Annotated in this window: 10 protein-coding genes; 7 read left to right on the forward strand and 3 right to left on the reverse strand. The window is 69.3% G+C overall.

Translation table 11 applies throughout. The features are described from left to right. Positions 1–10: 10 nt before the first annotated feature. Complete coding sequence (locus L324_RS41070; RefSeq protein ID WP_051174184.1) at positions 11–4,495, forward strand: WXG100-like domain-containing protein; 4,485 nt, start codon at positions 11–13, stop codon at positions 4,493–4,495. After that, positions 4,452–5,378 carry a hypothetical protein gene (locus L324_RS43255; protein ID WP_175583837.1) on the forward strand — a complete coding sequence of 309 codons (927 nt, stop codon included), beginning with the start codon at positions 4,452–4,454 and terminating at the stop codon, positions 5,376–5,378. The genes L324_RS41070 and L324_RS43255 overlap by 44 nt, the downstream gene beginning before the upstream one ends. A gap of 17 nt (positions 5,379–5,395) precedes the next feature. Here L324_RS43255 and L324_RS31020 read toward each other — a convergent pair whose 3' ends face one another. Together L324_RS31020 and L324_RS31025 are read right to left on the reverse strand one after the other, a co-directional pair. Continuing rightward, entirely contained in the window at positions 5,396–6,649 is a 1,254-nt protein-coding gene (locus L324_RS31020; protein ID WP_037317056.1) for a sensor histidine kinase, read from the reverse strand. After that, positions 6,646–7,311: a response regulator transcription factor gene (locus L324_RS31025; RefSeq protein ID WP_173426423.1), complete on the reverse strand. Its 666-nt coding sequence runs from the start codon at positions 7,309–7,311 to the stop codon at positions 6,646–6,648. Before L324_RS31025 ends, L324_RS31020 begins: the two co-directional genes overlap by 4 nt. A gap of 180 nt (positions 7,312–7,491) precedes the next feature. On the opposite strand from L324_RS31025, the gene L324_RS31030 reads away from it, so the two are divergent. From L324_RS31030 to L324_RS31040, 3 genes are read left to right on the forward strand one after another with little or no spacing between them, the layout of a single operon-like run. After that, positions 7,492–8,145 carry a helix-turn-helix transcriptional regulator gene (locus L324_RS31030; RefSeq protein WP_037317059.1) on the forward strand — a complete coding sequence of 218 codons (654 nt, stop codon included), beginning with the start codon at positions 7,492–7,494 and terminating at the stop codon, positions 8,143–8,145. Then, positions 8,145–9,794: a right-handed parallel beta-helix repeat-containing protein gene (locus L324_RS31035; protein WP_037317063.1), complete on the forward strand. Its 1,650-nt coding sequence runs from the start codon at positions 8,145–8,147 to the stop codon at positions 9,792–9,794. Before L324_RS31030 ends, L324_RS31035 begins: the two co-directional genes overlap by 1 nt. A 9-nt stretch (positions 9,795–9,803) precedes the next feature. Continuing rightward, positions 9,804–10,466, forward strand: a complete 663-nt coding sequence (locus tag L324_RS31040) for a winged helix-turn-helix domain-containing protein (protein WP_037317066.1) — start codon at positions 9,804–9,806, stop codon at positions 10,464–10,466. 237 nt (positions 10,467–10,703) lie between these two features. Here L324_RS31040 and L324_RS31045 read toward each other — a convergent pair whose 3' ends face one another. After that, entirely contained in the window at positions 10,704–11,153 is a 450-nt protein-coding gene (locus tag L324_RS31045) for a hypothetical protein (RefSeq protein WP_037317069.1), read from the reverse strand. Positions 11,154–11,217: 64 nt separating this feature from the next. On the opposite strand from L324_RS31045, the gene L324_RS31050 reads away from it, so the two are divergent. Next, positions 11,218–12,198 carry a helix-turn-helix transcriptional regulator gene (locus L324_RS31050; RefSeq protein WP_037317113.1) on the forward strand — a complete coding sequence of 327 codons (981 nt, stop codon included), beginning with the start codon at positions 11,218–11,220 and terminating at the stop codon, positions 12,196–12,198. A 62-nt stretch (positions 12,199–12,260) separates the two neighbouring features. Further along, on the forward strand, positions 12,261–12,653 hold the full coding sequence (locus L324_RS31055; RefSeq protein ID WP_037317116.1) for a hypothetical protein: 393 nt from the start codon (positions 12,261–12,263) through the stop codon (positions 12,651–12,653). Positions 12,654–12,732 lie beyond the last annotated feature (79 nt).

A 12,732-nucleotide genomic window follows, 5' to 3' on the forward strand; every position in this document is an offset into this window, starting at 1 on the left:
CGCCCCGGTCATGAGCGACATCGTCGAGCCGGAGGGGAATCTCTGGAACTGGGTGGTCTCGAACGGAGGACAGCCCAGGGAAGCGATCTGGCCGTCGGACAGCGAAACCGCCGCGTGGGATCTGGCCACGGCATGGACCGACTCCGCGAAGGCGCTGGGCGACGCCGTCCAGCTTTCCGACAACGCCGCCGGGGAACTGCGCAAGGCCTGGCGGGACGCCGCCGGTTTCGAGCTCTACTACGCCATCCACTCCTTGAACAACGGTTCGCCCGGCGAATCGGGGGTCAAGGAGATGGTGAACGCGATGACCAGCCTGTCCGGAGCCTGCCGCGGCTACGGGGATCTCATCGTGTCGGCGAAGCACGACATCCGGAAGCACATCTCCGACAACAACGAGCTTTTCGGCCGCTGCACCAGCTGGGCGGCGCAGACGGTGTTCGCCATCAAGGTCGCCCAGCAGATCGCGACACTGATGAACGACTACGCGACCAAGGTCGGCAAACCGGCGGGGGAGGAGACCAAAGCGCCGAAGAAGCCGAAATCGAAGGGCTTCTGGGGAAAAATCGGCGGGTTCTTCGTCGGTATCGGTGAAGGCGCCGTCGACATGTTCGTCGGTTTCGCCGCGCTCGCGGGCTATGGCGACGGGCACTTCTCCTGGGACACGTTCGGCACGGCGTGGAAAGGACTGGGCAAGTTCGGCCTCGCCGTGGCGACCTACTCGACCCCGGGTTTGGCGCAGCTCGACCAGACCGTCGGCATCCCGGGTTTCGAACGCGGCGCCATGGGCGACACGCTGAAAGAAGCGGGCAAGGCGCTGGTCGCGTGGGACACCTGGAGCGAGGACCCGTCCCGCGCGGCGGGCAAGGCCACCTTCAACATCGTCAGCTCCGTGCTCGGCACGAAGGGTGCAGGAGCGGGGCTCCGCGGCGCGGGCGCCGCCGCGGCGGGAAGCAAGGTCGGTGCCGTCGCCGCGGTGGGCCGCGTCGCCGAAAAGGCGGGGACGGCGATCACCAAGATCCCCACCGGTACCGAACTGGCCGCCAAGGCCGTCCGCAAGGTCCCCGGCGTCGATTCGCTGCTCTCGAAGGTGGGGCTCGGACATTCGCCCGCCGGGGTTCCGGCACACACCGGTGACACCCCGCCTCCGCCGCACAACCCGCGTACGCCCGACGACACTCCGCCGACGAATCCGCCAGGGGACCGGACGCCGGACGGGCCGACGCCGGAGCGACCGCCGAACCGGCCGCCTGGTGACCGGACCCCGGAACACGTACCCGACGAACGACGGCCCGCCAGGACACCGGAAGAGCGGGTTCCCGACCGCACTCCGGAGCCTTCGACTCGCCCGGACCCCACGACCCGGCCCGAGCCCACGACCCGCCCGGAGCCCGCGACCCGGCCCGAGCCCTCGGCTCGCCCGGAACCCGCGGCACGGCCCGGTTCCGTCGGCGAAGCCATGGAGCAGGGCACGCCCCACGCGTCCGGAAAGGACACTCCGCACACCGGCACGGAGCAGGGTTCCCCCGCTCCCAAAGCGAACGAGGAGGCTCCGCCCGCGTCGCACCGCGAGCAGGAGTCCTCGCCGGCGTCTCGCGCCGAGAACCCGTCCGAAGCCGCCCGGCCCGACGCCGCCGAAGCGCCCGCCCATCACGAGCGGACGAACACCTCGAACGGGGATGTCGAAGCGGCGGGACTTCGGGCCGGGGACGCGGACGTACCGAGGGCCACCATCAACCCCGAGACCGGGGAAGTCCGCATGTCCGACCGGGTCGATCCGGCCGACACGCGCGAATCGACGGTGCTGCCGGAAGCGGAAACCGTCCGGAAGGCACAGCAGGAGTGGGCGACGGCCGCCCCGGTCGTCCCGCGGACACGCACCCAGAAGGTGATCTACACGACGGCGCGGATCCTCGGCTTGGTGCACGTCGGTGAGGACATGGCACGAGGGCACCACATCACGCCCGGCAGCGAGCCGCCGACACCGCATCCCACCAGGGAACCCGCCCCGAAGGATCCCGCCCCGAAGGACAAGGAGCAGACACCGGAGAAGAAGTCCACCCCGGACTCACTGCCGGAGGGTGATCCCGGACGGGCGCCGCGGCACGACACCGAGTTCGTCGACGTGGACCTCGACGCGGGCAAGCCTCGCCACGTCGAACCTCCCGAGTCCGCCCCGAAAGGCGAGCCCGCGTTGGCGGGTCAGGCGCCCCCGGCCGCCGCGGCGGCCCGAGCGGAGGGGGCCGTGCCGGAGACACCGCGGCCGCCCACTCGTTCGCACCGCTCGGACTGGAGCACGGGGGAGCTGTGGCCGGAACCCGGGCCGCGCAGGCCGGGTTCGAGGATGCCGACGGGCGACCCGTTCCCGGACCGGCACTACCGGCGGCCGGAGCACCCGACGCGGGGTGGCGACCATCCCCAGCACCCGAGCCCGACACGCGCGCCGGACGGGGACGTGCCCCCGGTACGGGACATCCATTCCGTCATCAACCCCGACGATCCGGTGCCACCGGGCGGAAGCCACCACGACGGGGGAGACGCCGGAGACTCTCCTCCCCCACGCGAGGAAACGGGCGTCCCCGACCAGGATCCTGTGGGCCCGCACCGCGCTCCCGACCCCGATCTGGACCCGCAGATCCAGACGAGGTGGCACGAGCCCGATTTCGACCACGTGGCGCCGAGGAAGCTGGGCGAGAACGATTCGTTCTTCGCGTCGGCCGAGAACCTGGAGCCCCGCACCCGGTACGACATATACGGTCCGGACGGCACCGTGCGCAGTCACGCCTACACCGATTCCCGAGGTGTGGTCACGCACGTGGACGCCGTGGCGCCGAACAACCGGCACCACATCAACGCGGAAGTCGCCTGGCCCGCCCGCAACGCCGATTACCGGGTCCAGGTCGGCCACCGGGTCGACTCGTTCGCGACCAAGGCCGACGGCACCACCCACACGGTGACTTCCGCGGAAGCGGTGAACACCATCCACGGCAAGCACCATGTCACGCGTAACGCCGAGGTCGAGACACCGCGGCGGCCGGCGAAGACGGTGCGTGTGCCGAACGAGCACATCCCGGCGCCCAAGGTGGACGAACCGTTCAGCCACCGTGCGGATCTGGAGCCGAATACCCGGTACCACGTCGTCGACGCCGAAGGTAATCCTCGCGGGACCTTCCAGACCGACGAGACGCGCAAGGTCAAGTGGATCGACACCGACCAGCACCCCGGCCGGGTGAATCCGGAGCTGGCGAACCGCGTCGGCGACGCCAACTACCGGATCGACCGCGGGCCGATGCATCAGGAGTATCGCGTCGATGGGGACGGGATTCCCGAGCCGGGCGTGAAGTACGAACGACCCGAGACGATCGGTCCACCGGTACACCACGAACGCGAGGTCGGACAGAGCGAGGCCTTCAACCGGAAGCACACCGACGCCGCCGGGAACCCCAAGCTGGACGCGGACGGGAACCCGACGCTGGAGCCCAACAAGGCACATACGGTCACCGACGAGTACGGGCAACCACGCGCGACCCACTACACCGACGCGGACGGGAAGATCACCCACGTCGAGGCGGAGACCGGCCAGCGAGGGCGGACGAACGCCGAGATCAAGCACGGCGACAGGATCGGCGCCGATGTCACCCAAGACGGTTTCTACGGGACCAAGCGGGCGAAGAACCCCGAGCACACGTGGCCGAAGCCGGACAACGAGGTCACCTACAGCGCGAAGGACAAGAAGTTCACCGCTGGGAAGACCGAGGACTGGGCGCCTCATCAACGAGAGCAGGTGACGAAGGCCTTCACCGGCAAGCACGGCGAGCCGTTCACGAACCGGACCGATCTGCCGCCGAACACCCGGTTCACCCTGGTCGACCACAACGGTCATCCCTACGGCACTTTCCAGACCGGGCCCACCGGGACGGTCACCCACGTGCACACCGGAAAGCCGTTCGACGCGGACCTCAACCACCCGCCGAAGTCGGCGGTGGTCAGGGTGGACGACGGCACGGCCTTCCACCGCACCGATGCCCGGGGCAACACCGTCGCGACGTCGGGCGTGCCGGATCCGGACGGCGCCTCCAGCTTGCGGCGCGACGGTTCCGCTCAGAGCCACGTCGGTGCGAGCGGCGGCATCGAGGTGAAGCCCGACGGCAAGAGCGGGAACATCGACGACGGCGGACACCACCGCGGCACCGCTCGAGGCGGTGGTGGTGAGGCGATCAACCAGGGCACCGAAGGGCGTCGTCAGAACCAAGGCAACAAGAACACCCCGCTCACCCCGAAAAAAGACACCTTCTTCGCGCTTGAGCGTCGCCAGGACAAGGCGGGAGATGTCGTTTGGGAAGATGTCTTCGAGCTTCGTGACCGCGGGGTGGACGACGCGCACTCACGCCATGTCCGGTGGCGTGAAGTAGACGAAAACGGCAGGACGACCATCCACGTGAGGAGCTTCCCCAATGACCACAACGTCGAACTCTGGCCCAGGAACTTCCGGGGCTGACGATCCGGCCGAGCTGGAACAGCTGGTGGGGAACGCGCTCGTCGATCTCGTCGGGGAACAGGGCTGGCGTCGCATCGACCTGATCAGCCGGATGACCGTCCCGGTCCAGGACCTGGCGTTGACCGTCCTTCGCGACGACGGTTCCACGCTCGAGATCGCCCCGCCCGTCGACCTGAACCGGCCCCTGGCCCGTTTGCGTGTCGCGCAGTACCGGCGTGAGCCGGAGCGCGGTGCCTGGTTCTCCGCGAGGTTCACACTCGAATCGTCAGGGGCCTTCTTCCGCAGCTACAACCGCGATTACGAACCGGAGTGGAATCCGGCCATCGAGGATTCGAACTACGCGGAGGATCTCAAGCTCTTCGCGAGGGAACTGGAGCACACTCCGGATTGGCTGCTCGACAAGCTGCCCGAATGGAAGGATCGCCCCGCCCCGCCGGAGAAGGACGTCACCGAGCTGATCCCGTTGAACCAGGCACAGGTCGGCGAGGTGGTCACCGCGTTCCGCGATCACCTGATGCAGCACGCGCCGGTCGACTGGCAGCAGGTCTTCGTCGACTTCCGTTCGATCGGCGGCTATGTGGAGCTGCACGCTCAGGTGCTGACCGTTTTCGGCCAGGCGATCGAGTGGGAGCCCCCGGAGGCGGTCGCCTTCTTCACGGGCCTGCGCGGTGACATGTACAAGCCGGGGGAGGGAACCTGGACGTCCGTCAAGTTCCACCTCGTGGTGAACGGGAAGTTCAGCGCGGAGTACGGCTGGTACGACGAGCCTGACTGGGACCACCGGCCCGACGCGCGGTTCTTCCAAGAGGAGCTTCGGATGTACCCGCGTGCGGACGAGCATGTTCCCGGCTGGCTCCGCGACGGAGCGGAACCGCCGCGGTAGCGGCTCCGCTCCCTGCCTCAGTTCGGGCTGACCGGCAGCCTCAGTTCGAAGATCGCGCCGCCCTCGTCGGCGTTGTACACCGCGAGGGTGCCGCCGTGCGACTGCGCGACCCACCGCACGATGGACAGTCCCAGCCCGGAAGATCCGCCGGTGCTGGCGAACCGGTCGAAGGCGTCGTCCGCCATCGTGGTGTCGATGCCCGGGCCGTGGTCGGCGACGGTCACGGTGCCGCCCGCGACGGTGAGGTGCACGAAGGCCTTCGCGCCCGGCTGGCGGCCGTAGCGCACGGCGTTGTCGAGGAGGTTGCCGATGGCGCGTTGCAGCAACGCGGGGTCGGCGTTGACCTTCGTGGGCGCGGCGGTGACGGTGATCTCCGCGCTGTCGGTCGCGGTGTCCTCGACCACGCCCACCACCAGCTGGTCGAGCCAGATCGGCTGCAGGCTCAGCTGTTCCACCCCCGCGGCGAGCCGGGCGCGGACGAGGAGGTCGTCGATGATCCCGCCCATCCTCGCGGCGAGGCGGACGGTCCGCGGCAGGAGTTCCGCCGACTGGGCCGGGTTGGTCATCGCGGTTTCGGCGAGCGCGCGCAGGGCGGCGACCGGGGTGCGGAGGTCGTGTGCGGTTTCGGCGAGGAGGACTTCCTGCTGTTGCAGGGCCGCGGCCGCGGGCCGGATCGAGCGGCCGGACAGCAGGTGGCCCGCGAAGCCCAGCACCGTGACCAGCAATACCGTCCCGCCGATCACCAGCAGCGTGAACTGGGTGTGCGCGTCGTCTTCGGTGGCCGTGGACTGCACCGCGACGACGGCCGCGAACACCTTGCCGTTGGTGTCGCGCAGGGGCTCGGCGCGGACCTTGACCACTTCGCCGTCGGTCGCCTTTTGATGACCCCGCACCAGTTTGCCGGTCCGCGCCGCCTCGCTGGCGAGGCCGTTCAGCACCTGCGGGCTCATCGGGACGCAGTTCGCCCGCGAAAGATGCGCCTGGAACGCGGGCGCGCCGCCGGGCAGGATCGCGAACTGGGGGCAGCGATCGTTCAGCACGTCGGTGTTGACCAGGCCGAAGTTCACCGTGCCGTCGTAGCTGACCAGCCTGCTCACCGACGACGTGACCTGCGCCAGCGCGGCGTCGATCCGTTCCTCGCCCTGGTCGCCGTCCTCGTTGATGAGCAGCCACGCGAAGACGATCAGGCCGAGCGCGTTCATCACGGTGAACAGCGCGGTCAGCAGCCAGCGGAGCCTGCGCAGCCGATCGGCCGACGAATACGTGTTCACCGGGCGCCCAGCCGGTAGCCGAGACCGCGGACGGCGTGGATCAGTTCCGGTTCCTTGAGTTTGCGGCGCAACCGCTTCACCACCACATCGACCACATTGGACATCGGATCGGCCTGCGCGTCCCAGCAGTGCTCGATCAGATCGGCCCGCTGCACCGGCAGTCCCGCCCTGGTCAGCAGGTATTCGAGCACGGCGTACTCCTTGTTGGTCAAGGTGAGCAGTACACCCGCCCGGCGCACTTCGCGCCGCGCGCAGTCCATCACCAGGTCTTCGTGCTGCAGCACCGACGGCCGGTCGAACGCGGAGCGGCGGCACAGGTTGGCCACCCGCTCGGTCAGCTCGGCCATCACGAACGGTTTCACGAGGTAGTCGTCGCCGCCGTGCTCGAATCCGGCCACCCGGTCGGCGAGCGCGTCGCGGGCGGTGAGGAACAGCACCGGCGCCCGCCAGCCCAGCTGCCGTCGCATGTGGACGTAGGAGATCGCGTCGCCGTCGGGCAGCATGCGGTCGAACACCACGCAGTCGTGCCGGGTTTCCCGCAGAACCCGGTCCGCTGACGCGATGTCACCGGCGTCGTCGACCACGAAGCCGGCCGCTCGCAGCTGCGTGACCAGCGCGAGCCGCAGATTCCCGTCGTCTTCGACGACCATCACCCGTGTCATCAAAACCTCATGTTCGGACGGCGAAAGTAGACGCGTTCGGTTCCCCCGGCCCCTCACGACGGCCGCGGTGCCCCCTGAACGCTAACGCGTCGGGTGCCCCGCGCCGCCGGGACGGCGGGAACTGGCATGAACAGGACGTCGTCGGCGGGACCGCGCCGGGGGAAGAGGGAGGTACCTGCGATGACCGTGCAGACCGGCCAGCTCAGTCTGGTGATGGGAGCGGGCCCGGCCCGTGATCGGGCGGGGCTGGGTGAGCTCCTCGCCGAAGCCACCGCCGAGGTGCTCATCATGAGCGCGGGAACGGACTCCACGTTCCAGCGCATCGCGCTCGCCAACGTGCGGCCCGGAGTGCGCTACAAGGTGCTCTTCCCCGACTCCGCGCGGATGTCCGGCGCGCTCAACCGGGTGTCACGGGCCGGGGCCGAGGTGCGGACCGACGCCGAGGTCCCGATGGACGCGCTGGTGATCGACCGGACCTCGGTCGTCCTCCCCGCGGACGGCAGGCAGACCGGATCCGCGGTCTTCCGGCTCCCCGGCGTGGTCACCGCGACGGTCGGCCTGTTCGAGCGGATCTGGCAGGCCGCCGCGCCGCTCGTCCCGCTGGATCTCGCCGAACCCGAGGACGCCTCGATGCTGACCTGCCGCGAGCAGGAGCTGCTGACGCTGCTCTTCTCCGGTACGACCGACGAATCCGCCGCCGCGCGGCTCGGCATCTCGGTGCGCACGGTGCGCCGGATGGTCGCCGACATCATGAACCGGCTCGGTGCCCGCAGCCGGTTCCAGGCGGGCGCGAAGGCCGTCGACCGCGGCTGGCTGATGGCCAAGGCGGGCTGATGACCACCTCGACCCCCGGCCGCGTCCTGCTGGTGGCGCGACGGCCCGGCGCGTATCCGACCATCGGCGACGCCTTGGCGGACGCGTCCGACGGCGCCGTCATCACCATCGCGAGCGGTGAATACGCGGAGACCGTGGAACTGACGGGCCTGCGGGTGACCCTGGCCGCGGCGGACGGCGCGACCGTCGTCGTCGACGGCCGCGGGGCGGAACGGCCCGTTTTCCGCACCTTCGGCGGATCGCTTGTCCTGAAAGGGATCGAACTCCTGGCAGGCGGCGCGTCCGCGATCGAGGCACAGGACACCGAACTGATCGTCCAGCGCTGCACCGTCTCCGGCGGGCGCGGGCCGGCGATCGTCATCCGCGGCACGACGGCCTTCACCGTCACAGGCTGCGTGATTTCGGCGGCGGAGCAGGGGATCCTCGTCGACGGCTCGCCCGGCAGGATCGAGGACACCACCGTCGAAGACGTGCTGGGCGACGGGATCACCCTCGGCCAGGGCGCCGATCCGGTCGTGGCCGACTGCACGGTGACCGGCTGCGGGCTGCGGGGTTTCTACGTCTACCAGTACGCCCGGCCGGTCATCGAAGGCTGCGTGATCTCGCACACCGGCTACGAGGGCATCGCGGTGGCGCACCACGGCGCTCCGATGCTGAAGCGGTGCACGGTGACCGACACCCGGGGTCCGGGGATCGCGTTCGCTTCGGGCTGCGGCGGTGAGATCTCCGCCTGCCGGGTCGCCAACACCGCGGAACCCGGGATCTCGATCGCCGAGGGGGCGACGCCGGTACTCAGCGAGGCCGCGACTCCCGGTGCCACCGGCGACGACGCGCTCGACGAGATGCTCGCCGAACTCGACGCGATGATCGGCCTGCCGGGGGTGAAGGAGGAGGTGCGCGCGCTCGTCGACGAGTTGCAGGTCAACGAATGGCGCCGCCGGGCCGGGCTGCCGATCGGCGCCGCGGGGCACCATCTGATCTTCGCGGGCGCGCCCGGCACGGGGAAGACGACGGTCGCGCGGATCTACGGCAAACTGCTGAAGGCGCTGGGAGTACTGCCGCACGGCCAGTTCCGCGAGGTGTCCCGCCGCGATCTCGTCGGGCAGTACATCGGGCACACCGCGGAGAAGACCGCGACCGTGTTCGAGGAGGCCAAGGGCGGCGTCCTGTTCATCGACGAGGCGTACACGCTTTCGCGGCTCGCCGGTTCCGGCGGCGATTTCGGCCAGGAGGCGATCGACACCCTGGTCCCGTTGATGGAGGAACATCGCGACGAGGTCGCGGTGATCGTGGCCGGGTACACCGGCGAGATGGTCGACTTCCTGGCCGCCAACCCCGGTCTCGCGTCCCGCTTCGGCAAGACGATCGAGTTCGAGAACTACAGTCCGGACGAACTGCTCGCCATCTTCGGGCGGATGGCTTCGGCGGGGGACTACGAACTCGATCCCGCCGCCGCCCCGGTGCTGACCGACCACTTCCGGCTCATCTCCGGCGACGTCAACTTCGGCAACGCCCGTGACGCGCGGCGGTTGTTCGAGAAGGTGCGCAAGGCGCAGTCGCAACGCCTGCGCCTGCTGGGCCGGATGCCCGCCGTCGAAGAACTGCGAGGGCTGCATGTGGCCGACGTGGTGGTTGCTACAAGCCAGTAGGGTTCCCGTGTGCGGGTGCTGGTGACCGAAGACGACGAGAATTTGCGGGTGGCGCTGGAATTCGCCCTCCGCGGCGACGGGTTCGCGGTGGACACCGCCGCCGACCTGCCCGGCGCCGACGAGGCGCTGATGGTGAACGCCTACGACTGCGTGGTGTTCGACCGGATGCTTCCTTCGGGGGACGCGCTGGCGTACGTGCGGAACAGGCGCGGCGCCGGATGGCCGATGCCGGTGCTGTTCCTCACCGCGCGCGACAGCGTCGCCGACCGGATCGACGGGTTGCGCGTCGGCGGCGGGGACTACCTGGTCAAGCCGTTCGCGATGCCGGAACTGATCGCCAGGGTGCGCAGCCTGTGCCGCCGCGACATGGGCGGGCGGGCGGCGGTCCTGCGCTGCGCCGACGTCGAACTCGACACCGGCAGGCACCAGATCTCGCGGGCGGGTGTGCTGCTCACCGTGACCCGCAAGGAGTATCTCGTCATGGAGCGGCTGATGGCCGCGACCGGGCGGCCGGTCTCGCGCCCCGAACTGATCCGGTACGCGTGGGACGAGATGGCGGACCCCGCGTCGAACGTGCTCGACGTCGTCATCGCGCGGCTGCGGCGGAAGCTCAAGGACCCGCCGCTGATCCACACCGTGCGAGGCTCCGGTTACCGAATGGCGCCTGTGTGACCCGCTTTTGCTGGGTGTCGTTCGGTCAGTGGTCCGGTGACGACCCCGTGCCATGAAAGGACCTTTCCTTGCAAAATTTGCAAGGAAAGGTCCTTTCATGGCAGTCGCGCGGGACGTCGAGCACCCCAGGAGTCTCTGGCGTCCCATAAGCCACAACGGTGACGGTCGTGAGTGGTAATGACGGTTAGAACCGTCATTACCACTCACGAGGGCGCGCAACCCCGGTACGAGAGCACCTCAGGGCCGGCTGAACTCCATGACCCAGTTCGATTCCCACGTCCGGCCGCCGTCGGCGGAGTACTCCTGCTCCCACCGCGCCGAGGTTCCGGTGATATCGGACCAGATGTAGTGCGCCTTGACCGGCTTCCCGTCATGCGCGTCGTCGCCGTAGAAGTCGCCTCGCCCGTCGGTGAAGGTGCCCACCACCGGCGGGGAGAGCAGCCCGGTCCGGCTGCTGGCCCAGTAAAGCGACCATTCCTTCCGCGTGACGTCGAAGAGCCGGAGGGTGCAGCCGCTGCTGCCCAGTGTCGGGAAATGGATCTCGTCGAGGTTGGCATCGCCCCCGAAGATCGAGCGGGAGGTGGAGACGCCGGGGAACTCGTGCCAGTCGTCGCTGCCTTCGAAAAGGGTCGTGAGCCGCCGGTTGACGACGTTCCAGGTGCCGGTGAAGAAGTCGAAATCGTTCATGCCGATGATCCTGCGGCGTCACCACTGACATCTTCTGTCAGTGGTCGCTGGCACACTCCGGGACATGCGCGCCGGACGGATGGTCTCCCTGTTGCTGTTGCTGCAGAACCGGGGACGGATGAGCGCGGCCAAGCTGGCCGTGGAACTCGGGGTGACCGCGCGCACCGTCTATCGGGACGTCGAGGCGCTTTCCGCCGCGGGCGTGCCGATCTACGCCGAGCCGGGGCCGTCCGGCGGCTATCAGCTGATGGAGGGCTATCGCACCCGCCTGACCGGGCTCACCGAGGGCGAGGCGGAATCGCTGTTCCTCACCGGGATGCCGGAGCCCGCCGCGGAACTGGGGCTCGGTGCCCAGGTAGCCGCCGCCGAACTCAAGCTGACGGCCGCGTTGCCGACGCCGTACCGCGACGCGTCGATGCGGATCCGGCAGCGGTTCCACCTCGACGCGCCCGGCTGGTACCGGCGCGCGGATCCTGTACCGCAGCTGACCGCCGTGGCGGAAGCGCTGTGGCGGGACCAGGTCGTCGAAGTCCGTTACCGCCGTTGGTCGCCGCGGCCGGAGGTGGTCACGCGACGACTGCATCCGCTGGGGCTCGTGCTCAAGGCCGGCGTCTGGTACCTCATCGCGGCCCGGCGGAATCAGCCGCGTACGTACAAGGTCTCGTCCATCCAGGAGCTCCGGACGTTGCCGCGGAAGGCCGAACGGCCCGACGGATTCGAACTCTCCGCGTTCTGGCGAACACACGTCGAAAGCTACGAGGAGGCCGAAGAAACCGAGACGGCCCTCGTCCGCCTGTCGCCGCAGGGGATCGCGGCCTTGCCCGACGTCCTCGGCCCGCGGGCCGCGCGTCTCGCCCGGCGCACACTCACCGATGCGGACGAGGACGGCTGGTGCCGTGCCACCATCCCGCTGGAGAGCGTGCCCCACGCCGCCGCCGGATTGCTCAAGCTCGGCCTCGACGCGCAGGCGCTGGAACCCGCCGAACTGGTCGCCCACCTCACCGAGACCGTCCGCGCGATGGCCACGCTCTATCCCACGGCCTGAACCCGCCCCGGGTGTGCCATGCTCGACAGCGCACGAGGCGGCGAAACCGAGAGGTGACGAGGGTGTCCATCTGGGCAGGCGTGATCAATTTCGTCCGGGCACGGTACGAGGTGCTCGAAGAGCGGGACGGCTGGCTCCGGTTCCGGGTCGACACCGAGGACGGCCGCGGCCAGCAGGTGTCCTTGCACCACCTGCCCGACCACGACGGCGCGGAGTGGGTTGAGATCTCGTCCCCGGTCGGCTGGGCCGACAAGATCGATCTGCGGCGCCTGCTGGAACTCGCGGGTGGCGATTCGGTCGGTGGCGCGGCCGTGGTGGACGGCGTCGCCCTGCTCAAGCACACGATCCCGCTGATCGACCTGAACCTGGTCAACGAGTTCGAACATCCGCTGAAGGCCCTCGTCACCCGCGCCGACGCGTTCGAACACGAACTGACCGAGGCCGACGAGTTCTGATAGGACGGTCGTACTTCGCGTGAAGGCCCCCTTCCCTCGGCTCAGCCGAGGGGGTGGATTCCAGGGGTCGTTGCAACAC

Origin of the sequence: Amycolatopsis orientalis DSM 40040 = KCTC 9412, from assembly GCF_000478275.1 — a bacterium.
GTDB classification, from domain to species: Bacteria; Actinomycetota; Actinomycetes; order Mycobacteriales; family Pseudonocardiaceae; genus Amycolatopsis; species Amycolatopsis orientalis.

What these genes read in the sequence shown, in the direction of transcription:
- L324_RS31025 (WP_173426423.1), bottom strand. Translation starts at nt 7,311, where the DNA reads ATGACACGGGTGATGGTCGTCGAAGACGACGGGAATCTGCGGCTCGCG.
- L324_RS31030 (WP_037317059.1), top strand. Translation starts at nt 7,492, where the DNA reads ATGACCGTGCAGACCGGCCAGCTCAGTCTGGTGATGGGAGCGGGCCCG.
- L324_RS31035 (WP_037317063.1), top strand. Translation starts at nt 8,145, where the DNA reads ATGACCACCTCGACCCCCGGCCGCGTCCTGCTGGTGGCGCGACGGCCC.
- L324_RS41070 (WP_051174184.1), top strand. Translation starts at nt 11, where the DNA reads ATGAGCGACATCGTCGAGCCGGAGGGGAATCTCTGGAACTGGGTGGTC.
- L324_RS31045 (WP_037317069.1), bottom strand. Translation starts at nt 11,153, where the DNA reads ATGAACGATTTCGACTTCTTCACCGGCACCTGGAACGTCGTCAACCGG.
- L324_RS43255 (WP_175583837.1), top strand. Translation starts at nt 4,452, where the DNA reads ATGACCACAACGTCGAACTCTGGCCCAGGAACTTCCGGGGCTGACGAT.
- L324_RS31050 (WP_037317113.1), top strand. Translation starts at nt 11,218, where the DNA reads ATGCGCGCCGGACGGATGGTCTCCCTGTTGCTGTTGCTGCAGAACCGG.